The following is a 22515-nucleotide window of genomic DNA, read 5'->3' on the forward strand; positions in this document are numbered from 1 at the left end:
GGAATTTTTAATTGACGTGAAGTCATGTATGGTCTTTGAACATATATCCGATCATTTTGTATCACAACAGGCAAACGATATCCCAATGGTTTTTACTCCTTTTTTATAGACTTTTCCCGATATTAGTGACAGCTAAACTTTTAAACGCCATTATCTTGGCACCTAAAGCTATCACTTTTCAAAGCTGCCTGGATACTTTTTTGAATCTAAAAAAAGAGCAACCAATAGGCTGCTCTTTTCTAGAACCATCCCCCCGGTTGTTGCGGCGGCTGATTTTGGCCGCCTTCTTGATTTTGAGGATTTTGGTTTTCGTTTTCATTTTGGTTTTGATTTTGATTTTGATTTTCTTCTCCTTCTTGCGTTCCTTCCTCATTTTGACCTTCTTGCTGCTGCGGCTGAAACTGTTGTTGCCCTGGAAACTGCCGAATTGGAAATCCCCAAAAGTCCCGCGGCATAAATTGCTGAGGCATCCCCGGTTGACCTTGTTGGAATTGACCCGGACCTTGCTGACCTTGCATAGGACCCTCGCCATTTGGTCCAGCCCCTTCCTGAGGCTCTTGATGAAAAATTATCTCATTTGCTTTAATATGCAATGTATCTACATGAATCGTTTTTGACTGCTTCTTTTTCTCTTCAGACATTGTTATCCCTCCTGAAAATGGTCTCATGACACTATATGCATAATAGTGTAGAAATGTATGGACCAAAGCCTACAATAAACTTCTAACCTATAATTTAAACATTGATTAATATTTGATTAACGCTTTTAACCTTATAATCACTATCCTGAAAATAAACAAAGACCTCTACAGAGACATGGTCATAATATTTGGTTTCTATTGGAATTTGAAAATCACTTAAAGTTACTAGTTCATTCGTGTTAATCTTGACGGATGATAACGGATGAATCCAAATTTCGCCCCTTTCCTTTGCTTCCTCAGCCCAATCACTTTCAAGAAAAACCCATTGTAATTGCTGATCGTCCTTATTATAGTCTGTATCAGCCGCATTCATAATCCTTCCCTTAATAATTGCGGCATCTCCAGGATAAAATCGGAAACATATCATTGGCGTACCTAACGTTTGTTCACCCACATTTTCAATGATGAGATCACCGCGAATCAGGCAGCGGCTTTTATCGACAATTAATGCATAGTCAATATAAGGCATTACTTTTATTTGGGGTTTTTCTAATGTTTCCTTTTTATTTAGATCCGGCTTTATCGAAACTTGGAGTTCTCCACCTGCCTTTAATCGTTTCTCCAAAATGTTTAAACGTCTTTTATAAACCGTGAGTTCCTTATCTTTTTCATTAATTTCTTCCTGAACTTCCGATAATAATTGTTCATAGCTTCTGACCCTTTGCTGATATGTTTCATAATCAATCGACCGGTCATCTCTTTGATTCTTGCGAAGCTGTTCAGCTTCCTCTTCTAACGCAGCTAATTTATGTTCATATTCTTTGACTTCTGATTGATATTTTTCCTGAAGATTTTTATAAGATACTTTTAACTCCTTAAGTTGTTCAGCTGTTTGTTTTGCATTTTCTTCCCGTTTCTTCCGTTTAGATATAACTTCCTTAAGCTGATTCTCTAAAGAGCTGATTCTTTCATTGGCAAAAATAAAATCCTTTTCTAACTTTAGGGATTTCTCTTGATAATATTGTTTCCGGTTAACTAATTGTGCATAGCTTAGAGCCTCTTTTTGTTCATCCAAAAACAACGCCCCCTAAAGGTATAATGGTCTTTTACCATCATATGAATAAGGGACGGTATTCTTGCTTGTTTATATAGGAAAAAGAGTGAGAAAAAACTCTCACTCTTTTAAACAGTTTTCTTAACTCTTAAGTCTTTGAAAGTTACACAGTCCTCGATATTCAAGTTGCCTTCAGTCACATCAACGATGCCGGTATCAAAGACAATCTCTCCGGTTCTTTCCTCAATCAACTGCACCTGGAACTGCTTTCCAAAGTTGCTGTCAACCATTGCTAAATTGAAATCAAGGCGATGTCCTTTATTAGTGCGGCCTTCACCGCTGACAATCAATTTCAAGCCGCCGTCACATTCGCTGCATTCCAGGGACTCTTGATCAAAGCTCGTGGCAAAGAAGTTAAGATCCTTTAATCCGTCCGATGTGTCTGTATCGTCAAAGGTGAACTCAAATATGCTGTCAACTAAGCTGCAATTTGGGCAAATATCAGCGTCAATGCCTGCTCTTCCTTGTTCAGTTGCATCTCTTCCTGTCCTGCCGCTTGCTTCCCCTCTTGCAGAGCATTCACAGTTAGGACGTGGGAAAATATCAGGGCATTGTTTCGGAAATTCAATTGGAGGACATAGCTCAACATCTTCAGTTGCTTCAATATCATTATTTCTTGGCGAGCAGAATTTTGCCAGCACTTCAAGTTTCACTTCTGCTTCAACTTGGACATCCACACAGAATGTTACTTCCACCTTAATAGACGATGGTGCCGGACGGTTTAGCAGTAATGATCCGCAAGACATACGGCATAATATTTTAGAAACCCTGCAAAGAAGATCTGTGCCATCCGGATAGCATAATACAAAGGATTCCAGTGCGCATACATCAGTATTAAGTTTTGTGACAATGTGTCCGTTGCGATCAATAACTTCAAGACCGACATCTGCGGTAAATATAAGGTCAACAAGTTGTGCATCTACAAATTCTCCGTTAATTGGAACGGTTACATTGCGTTTTTCACCGACCTGTTCACAATAAAAGCCCTTTTCTTCACATAAATTTGGATCGCTGTTTGTCAATGGGAACAATGGCGGTGTTTTAGGCGTTTTACAAACAACACGAAGCGGGCGTCTTGCCGGATCCTCTAATGCATTTTCAATTTCCTCAAGTTGCTTATTTGAAAACATAAGATTTCTTGTCACTGTCAGTGTATCAGTAACCCAATCGTATACTTTGGGTACACGTATGCATTCATCTTGCAAGCTGTTTGAAGCCTTAGGAATATGCCTGTGTTTATGACTGTTACCCATACATACCTTCCTTTCTCCTCAACATCTATCATTGTTGATTGGTTCATTACATAGTATGGATATAAGCGAGATATTGGCACACTTCTCACAGCCCATTTTACTTTTTAAACCTTATTAGAAGGTGGTATCCATCAATGATTCCATTGAACATCAATGGTGACATACGTCATTTTACTGATAGAAGTATCTATAAGCTCAAATCGGTTCTACCATATTGGGGTTTATCTTTAAATGATCAATATCAAGTTGCGCCATTATTTTCCGATAAAATGATCCGCATTAATGTTGATTCTCCTTCACTATTTCATTCTATTGAAGAATATGTACAGCATACGGGTTTATCACTTATTAATAAAAAGGATCAGCCTTTGGATTTTGACATTCAATATCATTCGGACGGGCAACATGAATTTTCTATTGCAGCCGAAAATAAGACTTATCATTTCAAACCATTAACCGATCACCCAACAAGTGTTTCCCGGCTTATTTTCAAACAGATTTGGCTTCCAGTTAAAGTTAAGAACACAACAATTATCCTCGGTAACAACAATATGCAGCGCCCGGCAGAATGGATCGCATATATTTTGCTGCAATACGCTCATAGCCAACCTCTTTCACCAATTTCACATATTTCTATGAGTGATTATCAAGAGTTCGTGAAGGATGTTTTATATCAAATCAATAAAAAATTTGCGGAATGTCAGATGTTAAAGGAGTTTTGGCCATCTGTGCCTTCAGAACCGGATATCGTTGAAAATCAATTCCAAAATACTATTGCTGATCAAGAAAAAGAGGGTATTGCGGAAGAAAAACCAATTATACATGAGGAGGAAATTTTGGAAAGTCATCCCTTTCAACCATTTAAACCAAAACTGAACGAACATGATATAGATGACCCCGAACCCATTAATCCTTTTGTTAAGAAAAAAAGCCGGGAAACTCACCAAATAAACCCGTTTAAAAAGAAACACCCATAATTAACACAGCTTATCTTATCACCGAATATACTTTATTATGAAACATAATTATAAAACATAGATTTTGTTATATAGCTTTCTCTTTATTGTAGAAAGAGGTGAGGGACATGAAAAAACGGGACATTCAAAGACGGTATGAGGAAATTCAGGAACGGAAAAGAAGAATAGCAAGGAGAAAGTCATTAATCGAACCTAGAAAACCCCGAAGCGGCTGCTCAACTTGCGGTAAAGTAACCTGGAAACCGTATAAGCAAAGCTAGGTATTAAAACTTTTTATCTTCTCCAATTAGGAACACGCAAGATGAAAATCTTGCGTGTTTGTTACATACCTATAATATGATAACCGCTGTCAACGTGTAAGTTTTCCCCGGTGATTCCTTTTGAAAGGTCACTCATTAGGAACAGTGCTGTGTTCCCGACGTCTTCCTGATCAACAGGTCGGCGCAACGGTGATTTTTCTTCAATCATTTTGATCACACTGTTAAAGTCGGAAATACCTTTTGCGGATACAGTCTTAATTGGCCCCGCTGAGATAGCATTGACACGGATACCGTCTTTGCCAAGATCATTAGCTAAATATTTTACACTTGCCTCCAGAGATGCTTTAGCGGCGCCCATGACGTTATAGTTCCGTACAACGCGTTCACCGCCAAGATATGTCAATGTAATAATACTGCCGCCTTCAGACATTGATTCGCGTGCCGCTTTAGCAACTGCCGTTAATGAATAAGCACTGATATTTTGGGCGAGTAAGAAACCATCACGCGTCGTTTTTATAAATTCGCCGCCTAATTCTTCAGTTTTTGCAAACGCGATACAGTGAGCAAGACCATGGATAACACCTGCATCTTCTTTAATCGCTGAAAAAGTTTTTTCAATGTCTTCGTCGCTTGCTACATCACATTGATAAAATAGACTATTTTTATTTTCTAATGTCTCTGCTAATTTTTTTATATTAGAGCCAGAGCGCTCTCTTGCATATGTAAAAATTAATCTGGCACCCGCCTTATCAAGTGCTTGGGCAATTCCCCAGGCAATGCTGCGTTTGTTAGCAACGCCCATGACCACATACGTACGTCCTTCCAATGACAAATTCATGTCTCGGCCTCCTAATTCCTTCTTTTATAAAGATACTATTCATTATATCATGACTACAAAGTATAAAGAAAACCTGGACATCATTGATAAATGGAAGAATTTTTTATATGGTCTTATCCGTTTTTTTTCTTCCTCTTATGAGCGATCAAAAAAAATCCGCGGGCAATGCCGCGGATTTTTTTAACTTAAAATGTCACGAAGCTGGTCAACATGTTCTTTTCCTCCGGTGACAATTAATTTGTCGCCGATACTAAGCCGGGTGTCTCCATGAGGGACAATCGATTCTTCGTCACGGAAAATCCTGACGATAATCGTATCACCAAAGAAAGGAAATTTCCTAAGCGTTGTGCCGGCGTATTCTGTATTCTGTACTTCAATTTGATACAAGCCGTTTTCGCTTGTTGTTAATAAGTTAACAACGCTTGGCGACTCAATAATTGCTTTAAGCATCGCTTTTCTCGAAAAGTATGAAGAAAAGACTTCGATGCCCATTTCACGCAGATCTTCTGCAAGCTCCGGTGTCTCAATTCTTACGATGACACGGTCAATATTGCCATTTTCGTTGGCGTATCTTGCAATTTTATCATTCATTTCCTCATTGCCAGTTGTTATGACAAGCGTATCCGCCTTGAAAATATCTGTCTCTTTTAAAACATCTATATCATAGCTCGCAAGCTCAATAACATCGAAGTGTGAATCTTTATCATCATGTTTTTGAAGCTCTGTATGATACATTTTCGTATTAAAACGTTCGGGGTCCATTTCCAATGATAGCGGCAATGTCAATTCGTTAGCACCAACAAATACCAGTTTTTTTTGCGTCTTGGATACCCGCTTTGGAAAAACTTTCTTGAAAGCTACAGGCGTGATTAAGCAGGTGACAACGGAAAGCAATATCAAAGTAGACGACATTTGTTGATCGATAACATGAATTTGTACACCTACTTTGGCTGCAGCAACAACTAAAGACAATGTTGATGTTAATAAAAAGCCCGCACCAAGAACTGTCTTCCAGTCATACCACTTTCTCAAAATTAAGATCGGGATCATTTTTGAAATTAGCAATCCAACAAACAATAGCGGTATTAATATCCAAACAGACTTATCACTAAACAATTCCCAAATGTTAAGATCTACACCTGTCATAACGAAGAAAATCGGAATGAAAAACCCGTAACCAAATGAATCCAACTGCTGAACCATTTCTTTATTCGGTGAGAGCAATGACACTAAAACCCCGGCAATAAATGCGCCAAGAATATTTTGTGCCCCGACCGTTTCAGAAACACCTACAAGCAAAAGAATTAAGGCAAAAACAGCTCTGATACCAATTTGCACGGTTCCTTTTGATAATGTTTCCAGAAACGACATATGCTTAAAGCCCATGCCGATAAAATAAAGAATCGCACCGGCAGCAAAGAGAATGAGCAACAGCCAGGTACTGCCGCCGGACGGGTCATAAAAGGAAACAAACACAGCAAGCAAAATCATTGTTGCCAAATCTGCAATGACTGTAATAAGGAGAATGATTTGTCCGATCCCTGATTTCATTAATTGATTTTCTTTCAGCGTCGGCATAACGACCCCGAGGGAAATCGTTGAAATAACCAAAGTTAAAAAGAAAACATTTTTAGTTAAGTGCATCCATACAAAAATAGCTGATAAAATAAAAGACAGGATTAAGACCAGAACAAAAATAAAAACAGAAAGCCCGAAACGGTTAGGCTCTTTCTTGCCATTTGGCAGCAATATCCTTTTTTTACTATTAACAAATACAGAAAAGTCAATCTCAACACCGCTGAGAAACATTAAGAAGATAAAGCCAAACGATGACATGATATCAATCCAGGGACCATGGTGAACAATGTTAAATCCGCTTTTCCCGATAATTAGTCCTGCAACAATTTCGGCCACTACAACCGGAATGGCTTTAAGCTTCAATCTATTTAAAACAATTGGTGTAAAAAACGCGGCAACCAGTACGACTATTAAAGAAGTTATCGATGAAGTGTGCATGCTTCCCCTCCCTCTAAATTAGATGAAGCAAATTTTCGCTTTTACATAATCTAACCGACTTATTTAAAACTTTCAAGTAAAAAGCGCATATATTTTATGTTATTTTTATAATGCATGATTATCTTTCTTTTTAATAAATTCTTCCCCATAAAAATTATTTTTTAACGAATTAATTAAAGGTGCAAGTTTATAAAAAGGATGATTTTAAGGTTAAAAATAAAAATTATATGTCATCTTAATTTCTACTGTTTTCAACTGAGTAACTTTGAGATATGATAAATAAAGTGCGAGTACAAAAAGTAAGGATCGATTAACTATGAATAATAATAATAACTCGATTTTCCAAAGACTAGATTATACATTAATATTTCTTGTCTTTTTGTTATTTTGCTGCAGTGTGTTAGCTATTCATGCCGCACCCCCGGATCCAAGTTCTCCAGGCACGGATTTTACAAAACAGCAAGTGTTTTGGTACATAATAAGTGCTGTTGTTGCTTTTTTAATTACCCTTTTTGATTATGAGCGGCTCCGGTTGATTCACTGGTTTCTTTATGGGTTTGGCTTACTCCTTCTATTAGGGTTAACTGCAGCCTCACATGGCGTTCCTGTACCATTTGCCACCGCTTCACATGGCGCATGGAGCTGGTATAGATTTCCTGGTCTTGGTCAGATTCAACCCTCTGAGTTTATGAAAATATTTTTAATCCTTTCATTAGGTCATGTTGTTACGAAACATAACGAAACTTACACTTCTAAGTCTATAAGAGAGGATTTTCTTTTACTTGGCAAAATTATCCTAGTTTCTGCTCTACCATTATTATTAATTTTAATACAGCCCGACTTAGGTACGGCATTGGTTATGATCTCGATTGTTGCCGGCGTTGTTATCGTCTCTGGCATCAGCTGGAGAATTATTTTGGGACTGTTCTTACTTGTCATTTTAGGTATTGGGGCAATTGCGGTTTGTTTTATCTATGCACCAAATCTTATCCATTTTATACTTGAATCGCACCAAGTTGACCGTTTCTATGGATGGCTTTGGCCGTATGATTATTCTAATGAACAAGGTTACCAACTAATTAACTCTTTGAATACGATTGGCTCCGGGCAGCTTTATGGCCATGGTTTAAAATCCAGCGGCATTTATTTGCCAGAAGGTGAAAATGACTTTATATTTGCTACCATTGCCGGTTCATTCGGTTTTGTAGGCGCGGCAATTGTCGTTACATTGCTCTTCTTATTAATTTACCGTATTGTACATGCAGCAATTGCAACGAACGATTCTTTTGCCAGCTACATTTGTACGGGCATTATCGGTATGATTACCTTTCAAGTTTTCGAGAATATTGGCATGACAATACAAGTGATGCCGATTACCGGTATTACTCTGCCGTTTCTTAGCTACGGGGGAAGTTCGCTGTTAACAAGCTTAGCTTCAATTGGATTAGTGCTAAGTATCCAAGCAAGAACAAGACAATATATGTTTGATTAAATACTTACCCTTGAAAAATGGCTGGTAAAAAGTTTTGATAACTTTTTACCAGCCATTTATTATTCTCTCAATCTTATACTATCGATCTATCACAATAATATAAGATGCATTCACCGGTCCATGAACGCCCTGTACTAAATTCATTTCAATATCGCCGCTGTTGCTTGGACCGGATATAAAGTTGATGCATGTTGCAATATCTTTCCCGGCTTTGATCCTTTCATGAATGCTGCAAGCCGCCTGAGTCATTCGCGGAACAATGCTGCTTTTTGGTACAATAGCAATAAAATTTCTCGGTAAAAGACTGACAGCACGTGCTTTATATTTGTCATTAAAAAGTATGACGGTACCGGACTCAGCTAGTGTTACATCACTAAAAGTTATCCCGACATTGGCTTGTTCCGCTTTATCAATATTTTCCTTACCATGAGACAGATCCCACACATGAATATCATTTGAATCCAGATTCACTCCGTATTCCTTAAAACGGGGATCATCCCATGTAACAACCGGACCTCCCCCAAAATGATTAACAACATCTTGTATCGTTTTATTCAGCGTAGATACATCTGTTTCAAAAACTTCTGTATGAACTGAAGCACTGGCCTTTTTAAAAATAGATAATAAATCATCATGATTGCAGCCTTGGTACACCCGCCGCTCAGGATGATATTGCCTTGGCGAGCGGTCAACAGTTTCCAGTGTACTGCGGCCAAGCCTTTCAGCGATATTTTCCAAAAATGAATCACGATTTTTAATTGTTCCTTTGCTCATTGGCTGCTCCCCTTCTTTTTATGTTCACGAAACCATTTCCGAAAGCTATCTTTACCTGGCACTGGAAAATCCCGAATCTCTGTCCAAGATCTGATCGGCCCGGGACCCTTTGAAATTTTACCGTTTTTAATCAGCGGCTTGGCAACGATTGGTGCACCTTTTGAAATTGTTTTGAAAAGAAATGGTGATTTAGCGCCAACCGCAAATCCTTTCATTGCAATCCTTTCACTTGTTTTTGTTTTACTTTGATCTGCTGAAATACGTTGTCTGTGTTTAATTAGCAATTCATGCAGCGGAATTCTGACAGGGCATACTTCGCTGCAGGCGGCGCAAAGACTTGAAGCAAACGGCAATTCGCTATATTCATCATCCCCTCCCAGAATCGGGGAAAGCACCGCACCAATTGGTCCTTGATAAATGGAACCGTAAGCATGTCCGCCGATATGCCGGTAAACAGGACAAACATTCACACAGGCCGCACAACGGAGACAATGCAAAGCTGATTGAAATTCAGTACCGAGTGCTTTAGAGCGCCCGCCGTCCACAATAACAAGATGAAAATCCTTTGGTCCATCAACACTTTCCTTTTCAACACCAGGTGTTAACGCTGTGAAATAGGTAGATATTTTCTGTCCGGTTGCGGCACGTGCCAATAATGTAATAATAACGTCTAAATCTTCCCAGGTAGGAACTATTCTTTCCATTCCCATGACGCTGATTTGCGTCTTCGGCAGTGTCGTCACCATATTGGCATTGCCTTCATTTGTAACAAGCGTCACTGTCCCTGATTCGCTAACAGCAAAGTTACACCCGGTAATGCCTATATCCGCTTTTAGAAATTCTTTTCTTAGGAGCTCTCTGACAAATGAAGTGATTTCTTCCGGATTTTCCGAGCCTTGATATCCCTTTCTATCCCGAAATGTATCACGAATTTGCTCTTTATTCTTATGAAGAGAAGGAGCGACGATATGAGAAGGCGGGTCATTATCATCTATTTGCAAAATATATTCTCCCAAGTCAGTCTCGAGTACCTGACATCCTGCCTCTTCAAGCGCCTCATTTAAATTAATTTCTTCCGTAACCATTGATTTTGATTTTACAATGTATTTCGCCTCTTTTTCTTTTGCAACATCACGAATATACTGTCTTGCATCTTCAGCAGTTTTTGCAAAAAAGACATGTCCACCCCGCTTTGCCACATTGTCACTTAATTCGCGAAGATAAAAATCAAGATTTTCCAGTGTATGCTGCCGTATCTCTTCACCCGCCCTGCGCCATTCTTCCCAATCACCCAAGTCATTATCATGAACTGTTACCTGATCCCTTTGTACCCGCATATTATCTTGAGCTTTAGACACCGCCTGGCGCATAAACGAATCCTTCATCTCATGATCGACCCTTTCAAAAAATGGCCGATTTCCAATTTTCATAGGCATTTCTATTGTCCCCTTTTGCGATGATAATTGAGACTATTTCTTTTTTGAACAGCCTTTTATTTAAACATTCGGTATATTCCATCCCTTCTCCTTCTCTGTACGAATGAATCCTCAGGTCTAGGTCTCTTAGCTGCGCCGACGCTTATTCAAGATGTACGCCAATTTCCGTTGCAAAGCCGCGGCATATTTTTAGGCAGGTGCTTCCTGGCTTTAGGGCTTTCCAACGCGCAGTAACATTCCAATCTTAATAGGTTTATTTAATTATTGCTCACGTTATAATATAAATGAATAAAATTTAAGGATGGATGAAATGGCTTACGATATCATTGGTGATATACACGGGTGCTGCGGTGAACTGCAAACATTATTTAAAAAACTGGGTTATTACGAGGAAAATGGCCTTTATGTTCACGATGAAAATCGCCAATTAGTTTTTGTCGGGGATTTAACTGACAGGGGGCCGGAATCTGTTAAAACGATCGAAATCGTCTACAGGCTTTTCAAAAATCAATTAGCGCTTTACGTCCCTGGGAACCATTGTAATAAATTATATCGTTATATGCTCGGAAGACCTGTTCAGGTTAAGCACGGGTTGGAAACGACCGTCGCTGAATTAGAGGCCTTAGATCAAAAGGAAAGACGGAAAATCTATCATGATTTTATGTCAATGTATGACGATGCGCCATTATATTTGCAGCTTGACGAAGGCAAGCTCGTAGTTGCCCATGCCGGTATTAGAGAAAAAGATATTGGACATGTCAATAAACGTATCAAATCATTCGTCTTATATGGGGACACAACAGGAGATTTTGATGAACAGGGGCGCCCAATCCGTCTTGACTGGGCGCGTCATTATAAAGGTAAAACGTGGGTGGTCTATGGACACACGCCGGTAAAGGAACCGAGATGGAAAAACCATACCGTCAATATTGACACCGGCTGCGTTTTCGGCGGGAAATTAACCGCATTGCGTTATCCGGAAATGGAGACTGTATCAGTTCCATCAGAGCAGCCTTTGATGGAAGATAAATTTAAAGATTTTGGAGATTAATATCTCCAACAAGTGATCTAATATCGGTTGGAGGCATGGCATGAAAACATTGTTCTTGATGGGTAAAAGGATGAATAAAACGCAATTCAAAGCTGTGCAAAGCTTGCCGTTGTATTCTGTCAGTAGATCCGCCGTATAAATCATCACCTAAAAGCGGATGACCGATATGAGAAAAATGAACACGGATTTGATGTGTCCGCCCCGTTTCAAGTCTAATTGCAACTAAAGTAAAGTCAGAAAAAGTTTTAATCATTTTGTAATGTGTCCTGGCCGGTTTGCCGTCGGGCCGGACACAACGCTCAATAATGCTTCCTTCTTTACGGCCAATTGGCGCATCAATCACGTCGTTATCTTTGTCCAAAGTGCCATGAACAACCGCCAAATAGCGGCGATGAATATGGTGCTCTTTTTGCATTTTCACAAAAAAGTCATGGGCATGCCGGTGTTTAGCAATTAAGAGCAAACCGGATGTATCCCGGTCCAAACGGTTCACTGTATGAACCGTATAAGCCAGATTTTGCTGCTCTAAATGAAATAGGACACCGTTCGCAATTGTCCCTGTGGAATATTTTTGTGAAGGAATGACAGGGATATCAGGCGGCTTATTAATAACAAGTGCATGCTCGTCCTCGTAGATGATGTTAAGCGGGATCGGCTCTGGAAGGAGTGACGGGCTAATACCCTCCGGAGGAAACATGATTTTAACAATATCCCCTGCTTTCAACTGATAACGAACAGTTTTCGGTTCGTCATTTACATACAAAAAACCTTCGTTGAACTTAATGGCTTTTAAAGCCCTTCTTGACAATTGCTGCTCTTTTAAAAGGTAATCCCTGAGCAATACACCATCATGCTCCGGGCCAATTTTTTCTTTAATTGAAAAAGGCTGCTTCATTCTTTAATAATCCTTTCAAAATTTTAAACTCGCCAAAAGGCGAGTTCAATTTAATACAAGTTTTTCTTAATCCATGATAAACGATTCTTTTACTCGTTTCCAAAACGGAAATGGGCGAAATCTGGCAAACCGCACTTTTTCATCGGCAACCCGGCACTGTATCGATTTGACATCTTTATGGATAAGGAACAAATGGTCAATTGTAATGTCGAAATTGACATCATTAACCGGCTTTAAATTACATGTATGGTGCTGAGGAAGCACTAACGGCGAACCGACCGTCCGGAATACGCGGTTATTAATCGATGCCATTTCTGCTAATTGTATGGCCGAAAGTGAGGGGTGAATAATCGCTCCAGATAGCGCCTTATTGTATGCTGTACTGCCCGATGGTGTTGAAATACATAATCCATCGCCTCTAAATGTTTCAAACTTCTCACCCTTTATAACGACGTCAATAACAAGAGACGACCCTTCCATATTTTTCACAGTACATTCATTTAAAGCTAAATAGCGCTTCTCTTCCTCATCGTGATTAAACCTGATTGTCACTTCAAGCAGCGGGTATTCAACAACTTGAAAGGGTGTTTTGGCAAGATGTATCACAAGCTTCTCAATTTCATCAGGTGTCCAGTCGGCGTAAAAACCTAAATGGCCTGTGTGCACACCAACAAAAGCCGTATCATTTAAACGATGAACATACTGATGAAACGCATGCAGCAATGTCCCATCACCGCCGACGGATATGACAATATCGGGTTCATCTTCATCATAGATAAGATTAAAACCATTTAAATAACGTTTTATTTGGTGCTTTAATTTATTTGAAGTTTCATCACCTTTTGACCGTATTGAAAATTTCATAACATCATCCCATTTTTTAGTTCATATTTAAAACGAAAGCAACAAGCAATGCTTCTCGAATTTACTGCGTGCTGCGACGAGAAGTGGCAATACTTCTTTGAGTAAGCGTCGGCGAAGGAGTACCCTGTTTTTTATTTCCCATTATTCTTTCTATTATTTTAATCAATTTTTTTCTCCATAAAATGCCGATGTGCTTCCTGAATTTCTCCCCTGATTTGCGACATTTCTCCATCCAGATGAAATGCCGCTTCAGCCGCGCGCTGCAGCCGATCCTTGATCTCTTTTGGAATACGTCCTTCATATTTATAATTTAACGAATGCTCAATTGTGGCCCAAAAGTTCATAGCCATTGTTCGCACTTGAATTTCAACTAAAGTCATCTGTTCACCGCTGATTGTATGAACAGGATAATTGACAACAAGGTGATAAGATCTGTAGCCGCTTTCTTTTTTATCCGCTATGTAATCTCTTTCTTCGACAACTGTTATATCACTTCGATTTCTTATTAATTCAATAACAGTTTTTATGTCTTCGACAAATTGGCATGTCACTCTGATACCCGCAAGATCCTGCATTTGTGTTTGAAGCTGATTCAAAGGAATATTTTTTCTTCTCGCTTTATCTAAAATACTCGGTATCGGCTTGACCCGTCCCGTAACAAACTCAATCGGTGAATGCTCTGATACCCTTTCATATTGTTCACGGTATCCCCGCAATTTAATTTTCAATTCATCTACCGCTTGCTTATAAGGTGTTAAAAATAAATCCCAATCCATTTGCAACCACCACCTAAGATTAAATACTTTCCTTATTTAATCACTAACTCAATACTCAGAGTCAAAAATTAAAAATAACCTTTTAAAACAAGTGTTGTGACTCCATTACCATTATGTCATAATTCTATTAAAACTACCAATTGAAGCTGGTGTATAGTAACGATGAATCAAGAAATCGAAATTGAATTTAAAAATATATTGACAAAAACTGAATTTGAGCAGCTTCGCGATCATTTTCAGCTCGACAACGTTTTTCTTCGCCAAGTCAATCATTATTTTGATACACAAAAGTTTGATTTGAAATCAAAAGGCGCTGCCCTTAGAATCCGCGAGAAAAACAAAAAACAGGTTTTAACGTTAAAACAACCCCATCAAGAAGGACTATTGGAAACGCATCAATATTTAAGCCATTCAGAAGCCAATAATATGATCGAAACCGGTCAACTGCCTAAAGGGGATATTCAAAATATCTTAACCCATTCAGGCATTAAAGAAACTAAGTTGCAATACCTTGGTTCACTGACAACCGATCGTGCACAAATATCATTTAAAAATGGCGAACTTGTACTTGATCATAGCTACTACTTTGATAAAGATGACTATGAATTAGAATATGAAGCAACCGATGCCAAATCAGGCAAGGAAATCTTCAATCAGCTTCTATCACAATTTCATATTCCTAGTCGGGAAACGAAAAACAAAATCAGGCGTTTCTTTGAGACTAAAAAAAGTATGGAGGATACAAAATGATCAATGATCTGCAATGGATACAGCCCTTCATGCAGGTTAACACATTAAGTGGTATGCAATCTAATGAAAATGACTGCATGCAGCTTTCATCCCAAAATATGTTTGCCGAGTTGCTTGAGGCAGCCTTAATGGCGTCTGTATCCGAAAATTTAAATTTAAGTCCGGCATATCAGCCTAACGAATTATTAATGCATAAGTTGAACCAACCTTCACCTCTAAAGCCGGAAACTAAAGTAACAAACCAAAGTAACCATTCAGAAAACGTAAAGCGCATACAGCCAACAAATGAACACTTTCGCCCCTCTGCAAAAGAACACAATGGTATAAATGCCTATATAAATGAAGCGGCTAAAAAATACAATGTTGATCCTAAGCTGCTTCAATCTGTTATCAAACATGAGTCTGGCGGAAATACATATTGTACAAGTCCGGCGGGCGCACAAGGTCTTATGCAGTTAATGCCGGACACAGCCAGAGCGCTTGGCGTCAGTGATCCTTATGATCCTAAACAAAATATTGAAGGCGGTGCCAAATATTTACGCCATTTGCTTGACCAATTTAACAACGACCCTTCCCTTGCTTTAGCCGCTTATAATGCCGGACCTGGAAATGTCCAAAAATTCGGCGGCATTCCGCCATTTAAAGAAACCCAAAATTATGTTAAAAATGTCCTGGCAACATATTATCATGAAATATGATGTACTTGAAAAGCCTGTTAATATATGACAGGCTTTTTTATTTTTGTCTAAAAACCGAATAAAACTATTCTCCGGTGTTGAATATTTGCCGAATATCATGATGACTTGCTAAAATAAAATAGAAGCTTAACTTTGGCATTAGTATAACCTAATTTTATTTATACTTTTGACCAACTTAATTAGAAGTGTATATAAAAACCTTTAAGAATTCATAAAATAACAGGTAATGGAGAACAATGATGAAATATCAAAGTCAGTCACCATATGAAGCAGTCGGCGGAGCCGAAACAATTGAAAAATTGGTGTCATCATTTTATGCTAGAGTAGCTAAACATCCGGATTTAGCACCTATTTTTCCTGATGACTTAACAGAAACCGCCCGAAAACAAACGCAGTTTTTAACTCAATTTCTTGGAGGCCCGCCTTTATATACTGAGGAGCATGGTCACCCAAGGCTTCGAGCCAGACACTTACGCTTTCCTATCGGTCCAAAGCAGGAACGGGCATGGGTAAGCTGCATGAAAGAGGCCATGGAAGAAATTGAATTTAATAAAGACTGGCGAGAAGCCATTTTCCAAAGGTTGGCCCTAACAGCACACAATATGGTCAATCAAATGGATGAAAACAGCTAGAGTAGAGAGGTGATGATCATGAAACACTACAATAAAAAATCTATGTGTGAAGGATCATCAGGTGAATATATATGTCATACTAATTCCGAAAACCAATATAAACCAATTGAATTGTATTCTTTTACTGATCCGCTATGCCCTGAATGTTTGGGGATAGAACCAATCATTAAAAAACTTATGATTGAATACCGCCAATATTTAACCATTCGTCACGTCATTTCTTCTTCCAATGTTATGGACCGTCAAAGGCATTCATATCATCGGATGGCAAATGATAACAAGAAAACAACAAGTATTAATAATCCGGTCAATTGTGATAAATTACCGAATAGCTTGCCATCCTTATATAATGTTTCTATTGCGGTAAAAGCTGCAGAACTTCAAGGAAAAGCTGCCGGAAGACGATTTTTGCGGAGATTAAGAGATAAGATTTTCTTGGAAAAAGTTAATACGAATGATAAAAATGTTCTTATTGATTGCGCTATTGAAACAGGCTTGGATATTCAGGAATTTACAAAGGATATCTGTTCACAAACACCGATTAAAGCGCTTCAATGTGACCGGAGAATCACATGTGAAATGGAAGTTAAGACATTGCCGACGCTCGTTTTTTTCAGTGTGGATGCTGATACCGAAGGCATTAAAGTGCCCGGAGTCTACCCTTATGACGTATACGTGCAAATTTTATCTGATTTGCTGGGTGATAAGCCTAAAGCAAATGATCTTCCGCCTATAAAGGAATTCATGCAGATTTTCAAAATGGTTGCGACTAAGGAATTGTCGATTGTATATGATATGAACGATAAAGAAATTGAAAGAGAAATGAAGAAACTTCAATTAAAACAAATTGTCGAACGTGTCTCATTTCCACTGGGAACGTTTTGGCGGTATATTCAACAGTCAGAGGAATCCATCTAAAGGGATTCCTTTTGTCCAGAAGTTGAAAATCGAAAATCTATTTTTTTAACATAAAAACAAGCTGCTGCCATAAATATGTATTAAACGCGGGGTGAAGGTCTTGAAAAGCTGGATGATCTTACTTTCATGCATACTGACAGTGGCTTGTTTTTGTTTTTATTTACTTGGTTTGATGCACTTGAAACCTCTAACATTATCCGGTGCTATTTTTTTCGGTTCTTTATTTTTAACCATTCGTTTAATCACCAGCAAAAATAAAGCATGAATGACAAAAAGTCACCTGAATTTTTTTCAGGTGACTTTTTGTTTTAAAAGAGTTCAAAAAGGAGGACAAAAAGAGCCGAGAAGTTCAAGGAAGCGCCGCCTCCGAGCACCGGAGCGTATGCTTTTAATACGTGAGGAGCGGAGGAGCCAGCTGACGCGGAAATTCGACAGCTATTTTTCCCGGACTTTTTGAACATCCCCTTTTATTCAAATAATAAATTTTCCATATCAGTAAGAACCGATTCAAAGACTGACATCGCTTGTTTGATTGGTTCTGGAGTTGCCATATCAACGCCGGCTTTTTTCAATACTTCAATCGGGTAGTCGGAGCTTCCCGCTTTTAAGTAGTTTTTATAGCGTTCAACAGCAGATTCTCCCTCTTCAAGGATTTGCTTCGACAATGCGGCTGCAGCACTGTAGCCTGTCGCATATTGATAAACATAAAAATTATAATAGAAATGCGGGATACGTGCCCATTCAATGCCAATATCCTTATCAACAACGACATCATCGCCAAAATACCTTTTATTTAAGTCATAGTAGACATTGGTCAATAATTCTGGTGTTAAAGCTTCCCCGTTTGCCGCTTTTTCATGAATGGTTTGTTCAAATTCCGCAAACATGGTTTGCCTGAAGACAGTTCCTCTGAAGCCTTCCAATTGATTATTAAGCAAATACAGCTTTTTCTTTTTATCATCAGTTTCATTAAGAAGATAATGATTTAATAAAGCTTCATTGCACGTTGAAGCAACTTCAGCTACAAAGATTGAATAATCGCCATAAGGATACGGCTGATTGCTGCGAGTATAGTAACTGTGCATCGAATGTCCAAGCTCGTGCGCCAGCGTGAATACATTGTTAATATTATCCTGCCAGTTCAATAAAACATATGGATGTGTGCCGTAAGTACCCGATGAGTACGCGCCGCTTCGCTTGCTCTTTGTTTCACGGACGTCAATCCAGCGGCTCTTATACCCTTCTTTAATCGTGTTGATATAATCTTCACCAAGAGGAGCCAGTCCTTTTAAGACAATTTCTTTAGCTTCCTCATAAGGAACTTCCATCTTAACATTCTTCACAAGCGGTGTATAAAGATCATACATGTGAAGTTCATCAAGCTTAAGCGCCTTTTTTCTCAATTTTATATAACGGTGAAGTAAATGCAAGTTGTCATTGACTGTCTTGACCAGATTATCATAGACCTCTTCAGGGATATTATTGTTTGAAAGCGCCGCTTGCCTGGCCGAATCATAATGGCGAATTTTTGCAAAGAAATTATTCTTTTTCACCTGACCGCTAAGCGTGCTGGCAAATGTATTTTTAAATGAAGCATAAGTATCATGCATAGCATGAAAAGCGTCTTCACGAACCCGGCGGTCGTCACTTTCTAAGAACTTAGAATAACGTCCGTGCGTAACTTCAACCTCTTCCCCGTCTTCATCTTTAATTTCCGGGAAAGTCAAGTCTGCATTATTCAACATGCCAAACGTATTTGAAGCTGTTCCTAAGGCTTCACTTGCTTGAGCAAGCATGGCCTCTTTATCTTCATCAAGAACATGCGGACGCATCCGGGTAATTTCCTCAAGCGCATGATCATACAACTTCAAATCTTCATTTTCATTAAGATATGATTTGAGTTTATTCTCATCTATCTCAAGAATTTCCGGAACTATAAAAGCTAATTTTGCGCCTACGAGAGTTGCCAGGCTGCTTGCCCGGTCATTGAGCGCTTGATATGTAGAATTTGCCGTATTCTCGTCAGACTTCATATGAGCATAGGCAAAAAGCTTGCTTAACTCCATAGTCAGCTCATCTTGCTTTTGTAAAGCTTCAAACAACGTATTCGCCGATTCGCCAAGCTTACCTTTAAATGCTTCTACTTCAGGAATCAAGCTCTTCACATGTTCAAATGACTTTTCCCACTCTTGGGTTGAAGGATATATCGCCTCAAGGTCCCATTTTTCTTCCTCGGGAACTTGTTCTCTGGTTGGTAAAGATTTAGATTTTGTTTTATCAGACATCAAAACACCTCCATAAAATATCTGTACTTAAATTAGTTCCATGAAAGCTAAATTATTCCTTCAATCTATATTGTATTTTAAATGAATATTTTCATACAATGATTTCGTCTTACGGCGGTGATTATTTATTTTAGAAATCTTTCATAATCTCATATTGATTAAACTGCCACTCCAATTCATCCAGCTTTTTGTGATCCTCGTCAAGCAAAAGCTGTAAAGAAGTCTGATCCCACCTTTCATCTAATAAAACCCGATAAGTATTTTCGTGACAGACTTCAATAACATTTAATTTGGACAATTGTTTCAAATAAGTTTCGATAACAAGTTCCAGGGAAGGTTGTCCCACTAATAAAGGCCGGCAGTAAAATATTCCTTTGTCCGCCATCCTTTTAAAAGCTTTAACCACATGTTCCGCTTGAATGATTTGTCCTTTTTTTCCTTCGATAAAATTAAGCGCGAGCCAGCTTTGCCAAAGAATAGGCGGTGTTTCCACATAAAGATAATGATAATGAGGAAGACCGACATATGAGGGAAAGAATGAGAAAGTAATGCGCTTGCGGTAACATATAGCCTTTATATAGTGTTCAGCCTGACTTTGAAACCGGTGGTGGTTTAATCTTTTCTTTTTCTTCTCTTTTAGCCATGTTTTTTTAAATTCGTTAAAGTCATTTTGTGGAATCGGTTGGGTCAGAATGTTTAATGGGGCACTTTGAAGAGGAACCTTTTGACAATTGGCTAATATTTTCGCTGCGGAAAGTATATGAATGTTGGAGAGTTGGATAAAAGATTGATCTTTCGGGTTATAAAAAAGCAGAAAATACGGAGATGAAAAGGGATGCGGGTTCCTAAATTTAGAATGGTATTGGATAGCTTGGAAATCCATTGCTGATAAATGAAAAATATGACCTTTTTTTCGAAGGCGATTTTCTCCTAAAATCCATATCGGTTTTATATGATCATGAAAATATCCTAAAGTTCTTTCATTTAAAAGTGATATCGGTATTGAAGCACATTGATATTCGATTGCGACAGGCAATGGGTTAAGCGGTAAAAACAAATCGGGGCGCTGCTTTAGCTGAGGTAAATATTTCTCTAAATGGGGTTCCAGCTGGTGCTTGATTAACCAATAATAGAGGTGCTTTTTTCCAAGAAGATGATTCATTGATTCAGGTTCATGATCATAGGGGCAAGGTTCTAAATGACGGTGGGAAAAATGCCATCTTTTTTTATCACCAAGTTTTAGGAAAACCGGCTTGTCACAGGCCGGACAATAAAAATGGCAAGTATCTCTAAGCTTTTTCAGATCATCTAAAGTATGGGGATCAGCCATCGAGATTAATTGATCTTTTCCAAGTTTTGCAACAAGCAATACCTATCACCTGCTTTCTTCATTTTTTTCATCATATCATAAATATTGAAACTTTTGTAAAAGTTTTTTGTACAAGCAGGAATTATAAAAATACCAAAGAAATTAAAGTTATTTAAAATAGAAAGAGTGATATAATGATTCATAAAGAACGCAATATCCCGCTTAGAATAGTTATGAACAAAGCACTCCTCAGGCGGTTGCCGAAAAAACATACAAAAAGGTCAATGATTGAAGCGGATTTAATTAAAAGAGATGTCGGCTTTAAAGGTGAACAAAACTTTGATTTCTTTTTAAGCCACCTCCCCAAATCTAATTACTTTATTTTGAATGATCTGCGATTTCCCATTGATGATTATATTGTCCAAATAGATTCACTTATCCTCTCCCAAAGTTTTACTCTTATTATTGAAATTAAACATTTTTCCGGTAAAATTATTCTTGATTCCATAAACGATCAATTTATTCGAGTTCGCGATGGAAAAGAAGAGCGTTTTCAAAATCCGATGTCGCAAGTCTTCCGCCAACGTTATCTACTTAATAAATGGTTTCAACAACACCGCTTTTCTTCCGTGCCAATTGAATTCCTCGTCGTAAACAGTAACCCTTTTACTATTCTTCAAACTGACCCAGAAAACCACCATATATTACACGCCGAAAATCTCTTGGAGCGGATTAATAAGATGAACGATAAACATTTAAAACCAATCCGGCATACAAATGAATTAATGGCTATAGTAAAAAAACTCAAAATAGATCATACGCCGCTTTCTGTTAATCTCCTTGAAGAATATAAAATTTCTTATAATGAATTGCTTAAAGGTGTCCAATGTCCTGAGTGTAATCATTGTCCAATGGACCGAAATCATGGAATATGGCATTGCAATATATGTAATACTTATTCAAAAACAGCCCATCTTCAAGCAATTGATGACTTCCTTCTTTTAGTAAAACCGTCTATAACAAATAGCGAATGCAGGGACTTCCTGCTTATATCATCCAGATTTACTGCTAACCGACTTCTTAATTCCGCAAATTTAAAAGGTTACGGTGATAAGAAAAATCGCGAATATCGTAAATTATTTTAATGGTAACAGGGTTAAACATTGTGGAAGTGCTCATAACCTTGGATTTTCGCTCTTAAATTTCAGGCTTTCGCTCTTAAACTTCGGATTTTCGCTCTTAAATTTCAGGCTTTCGCTCTTAAACTTCGGATTTTCGCTCTCATCTTGAGATTTTCGCTCTTAACTTCTGATTTTCGCTCTTATCTTCAGATTTTCGCTCTTAACTTCTGGCTTTCGCTCTTAACTTCGAAGTTCCAAAGTTAAACTTCAGAATTTAAACTTAAAAACTAAGGTTCTACGTCAAATGTTGGGGTAGGAGTAATAGTTCCTACTCCTTAACCTAACTGATATCCCATTGATTTATATTGATGATGTAATAAAACACGTAATCGTAAACGATCATAACGCTTAAAAC

The 22515-nt window shown here is 38.3% G+C and carries 21 protein-coding genes; 9 read left to right on the top strand and 12 right to left on the bottom strand.

The features are described from left to right. Positions 1 to 239: 239 nt before the first annotated feature. The 3 genes from ACFQRG_RS14195 to ACFQRG_RS14205 all read right to left on the bottom strand — a co-directional run bounded on the left by ACFQRG_RS14195 (position 240) and on the right by ACFQRG_RS14205 (position 3008). Positions 240 to 641, bottom strand: a complete 402-nt coding sequence (locus ACFQRG_RS14195; RefSeq protein WP_380967124.1) for a hypothetical protein — start codon at positions 639 to 641, stop codon at positions 240 to 242. Between the two features lie 94 nt (positions 642 to 735). Next, a complete protein-coding gene (locus tag ACFQRG_RS14200) occupies positions 736 to 1716 on the bottom strand; it encodes a GumC domain-containing protein (RefSeq protein WP_380967126.1) in 981 nt (326 codons plus the stop codon). Between the two features lie 107 nt (positions 1717 to 1823). Further along, positions 1824 to 3008 (bottom strand): BMQ_0737 family morphogenetic spore coat protein, encoded by a 1185-nt coding sequence (locus tag ACFQRG_RS14205; protein WP_380967128.1) that lies wholly within the window; start codon positions 3006 to 3008, stop codon positions 1824 to 1826. 134 nt (positions 3009 to 3142) lie between these two features. Between ACFQRG_RS14205 and ACFQRG_RS14210 the strand changes: the two genes are divergently transcribed. Next, complete coding sequence (locus ACFQRG_RS14210; RefSeq protein WP_380967130.1) at positions 3143 to 3985, top strand: hypothetical protein; 843 nt, start codon at positions 3143 to 3145, stop codon at positions 3983 to 3985. A 107-nt stretch (positions 3986 to 4092) separates the two neighbouring features. Further along, on the top strand, positions 4093 to 4245 hold the full coding sequence (locus ACFQRG_RS14215; protein WP_380967132.1) for a hypothetical protein: 153 nt from the start codon (positions 4093 to 4095) through the stop codon (positions 4243 to 4245). Between the two features lie 61 nt (positions 4246 to 4306). Here the strand turns inward: ACFQRG_RS14215 and fabI are convergent, their stop codons facing one another. Together fabI and ACFQRG_RS14225 are read right to left on the bottom strand one after the other, a co-directional pair. Then, positions 4307 to 5083: an enoyl-ACP reductase FabI gene (fabI, locus tag ACFQRG_RS14220; RefSeq protein ID WP_380967134.1), complete on the bottom strand. Its 777-nt coding sequence runs from the start codon at positions 5081 to 5083 to the stop codon at positions 4307 to 4309. 180 nt (positions 5084 to 5263) lie between these two features. Then, a complete protein-coding gene (locus ACFQRG_RS14225; protein ID WP_380967136.1) occupies positions 5264 to 7099 on the bottom strand; it encodes a monovalent cation:proton antiporter family protein in 1836 nt (611 codons plus the stop codon). Positions 7100 to 7415: 316 nt separating this feature from the next. On the opposite strand from ACFQRG_RS14225, the gene ACFQRG_RS14230 reads away from it, so the two are divergent. After that, a complete protein-coding gene (locus ACFQRG_RS14230) occupies positions 7416 to 8591 on the top strand; it encodes an FtsW/RodA/SpoVE family cell cycle protein (RefSeq protein WP_380967138.1) in 1176 nt (391 codons plus the stop codon). Positions 8592 to 8669: 78 nt separating this feature from the next. On the opposite strand, the gene ACFQRG_RS14235 is transcribed toward ACFQRG_RS14230, so the two are convergent. Further along, positions 8670 to 9365, bottom strand: coding sequence for a LutC/YkgG family protein (locus tag ACFQRG_RS14235; protein WP_380967140.1), 696 nt, complete (start codon positions 9363 to 9365; stop codon positions 8670 to 8672). Further along, positions 9362 to 10801 carry a LutB/LldF family L-lactate oxidation iron-sulfur protein gene (locus ACFQRG_RS14240; protein WP_380967142.1) on the bottom strand — a complete coding sequence of 480 codons (1440 nt, stop codon included), beginning with the start codon at positions 10799 to 10801 and terminating at the stop codon, positions 9362 to 9364. The genes ACFQRG_RS14235 and ACFQRG_RS14240 overlap by 4 nt, the downstream gene beginning before the upstream one ends. A 310-nt stretch (positions 10802 to 11111) precedes the next feature. Here ACFQRG_RS14240 and prpE point away from each other — a divergent pair, with 310 nt between their 5' ends. After that, positions 11112 to 11852 (top strand): bis(5'-nucleosyl)-tetraphosphatase PrpE, encoded by a 741-nt coding sequence (gene prpE / locus ACFQRG_RS14245; protein WP_380967144.1) that lies wholly within the window; start codon positions 11112 to 11114, stop codon positions 11850 to 11852. Here prpE and ACFQRG_RS14250 read toward each other — a convergent pair. From ACFQRG_RS14250 to yjbM, 3 genes are all read right to left on the bottom strand, one after another. After that, the gene (locus ACFQRG_RS14250; RefSeq protein WP_380967146.1) at positions 11833 to 12747 is read right to left on the bottom strand and encodes an RluA family pseudouridine synthase; all 915 of its coding nucleotides are present in this window, start codon (positions 12745 to 12747) and stop codon (positions 11833 to 11835) included. The two genes, prpE and ACFQRG_RS14250, sit on opposite strands and share 20 nt — an antisense overlap. A gap of 66 nt (positions 12748 to 12813) precedes the next feature. Then, complete coding sequence (locus ACFQRG_RS14255; RefSeq protein WP_380967148.1) at positions 12814 to 13611, bottom strand: NAD kinase; 798 nt, start codon at positions 13609 to 13611, stop codon at positions 12814 to 12816. A 158-nt stretch (positions 13612 to 13769) separates the two neighbouring features. Further along, positions 13770 to 14387, bottom strand: a complete 618-nt coding sequence (yjbM, locus tag ACFQRG_RS14260; protein ID WP_380967150.1) for a GTP diphosphokinase — start codon at positions 14385 to 14387, stop codon at positions 13770 to 13772. Between the two features lie 162 nt (positions 14388 to 14549). On the opposite strand from yjbM, the gene ACFQRG_RS14265 reads away from it, so the two are divergent. The 4 genes from ACFQRG_RS14265 to ACFQRG_RS14280 all read left to right on the top strand — a co-directional run bounded on the left by ACFQRG_RS14265 (position 14550) and on the right by ACFQRG_RS14280 (position 17385). Next, entirely contained in the window at positions 14550 to 15137 is a 588-nt protein-coding gene (locus ACFQRG_RS14265; protein ID WP_380967152.1) for a CYTH domain-containing protein, read from the top strand. Next, positions 15134 to 15835: a lytic transglycosylase domain-containing protein gene (locus tag ACFQRG_RS14270; RefSeq protein ID WP_380967154.1), complete on the top strand. Its 702-nt coding sequence runs from the start codon at positions 15134 to 15136 to the stop codon at positions 15833 to 15835. The genes ACFQRG_RS14265 and ACFQRG_RS14270 overlap by 4 nt, the downstream gene beginning before the upstream one ends. A gap of 239 nt (positions 15836 to 16074) precedes the next feature. After that, positions 16075 to 16467 carry a globin domain-containing protein gene (locus tag ACFQRG_RS14275; protein WP_380967156.1) on the top strand — a complete coding sequence of 131 codons (393 nt, stop codon included), beginning with the start codon at positions 16075 to 16077 and terminating at the stop codon, positions 16465 to 16467. Between the two features lie 18 nt (positions 16468 to 16485). After that, positions 16486 to 17385, top strand: coding sequence for a ClpXP adapter SpxH family protein (locus tag ACFQRG_RS14280; protein ID WP_380967158.1), 900 nt, complete (start codon positions 16486 to 16488; stop codon positions 17383 to 17385). Between the two features lie 467 nt (positions 17386 to 17852). On the opposite strand, the gene pepF is transcribed toward ACFQRG_RS14280, so the two are convergent. Together pepF and ACFQRG_RS14290 are read right to left on the bottom strand one after the other, a co-directional pair. Beyond that, positions 17853 to 19670, bottom strand: coding sequence for an oligoendopeptidase F (gene pepF, locus ACFQRG_RS14285; RefSeq protein ID WP_380967160.1), 1818 nt, complete (start codon positions 19668 to 19670; stop codon positions 17853 to 17855). 130 nt (positions 19671 to 19800) lie between these two features. Next, positions 19801 to 21039 carry a competence protein CoiA gene (locus tag ACFQRG_RS14290; RefSeq protein WP_380967162.1) on the bottom strand — a complete coding sequence of 413 codons (1239 nt, stop codon included), beginning with the start codon at positions 21037 to 21039 and terminating at the stop codon, positions 19801 to 19803. Between the two features lie 134 nt (positions 21040 to 21173). Between ACFQRG_RS14290 and ACFQRG_RS14295 the strand changes: the two genes are divergently transcribed. Then, on the top strand, positions 21174 to 22124 hold the full coding sequence (locus ACFQRG_RS14295; protein ID WP_380967164.1) for a nuclease-related domain-containing protein: 951 nt from the start codon (positions 21174 to 21176) through the stop codon (positions 22122 to 22124). Positions 22125 to 22515 lie beyond the last annotated feature (391 nt).

This window comes from Scopulibacillus cellulosilyticus (genome assembly GCF_042665295.1).
GTDB classification, from domain to species: Bacteria; Bacillota; Bacilli; order Bacillales; family Sporolactobacillaceae; genus Scopulibacillus_A; species Scopulibacillus_A cellulosilyticus.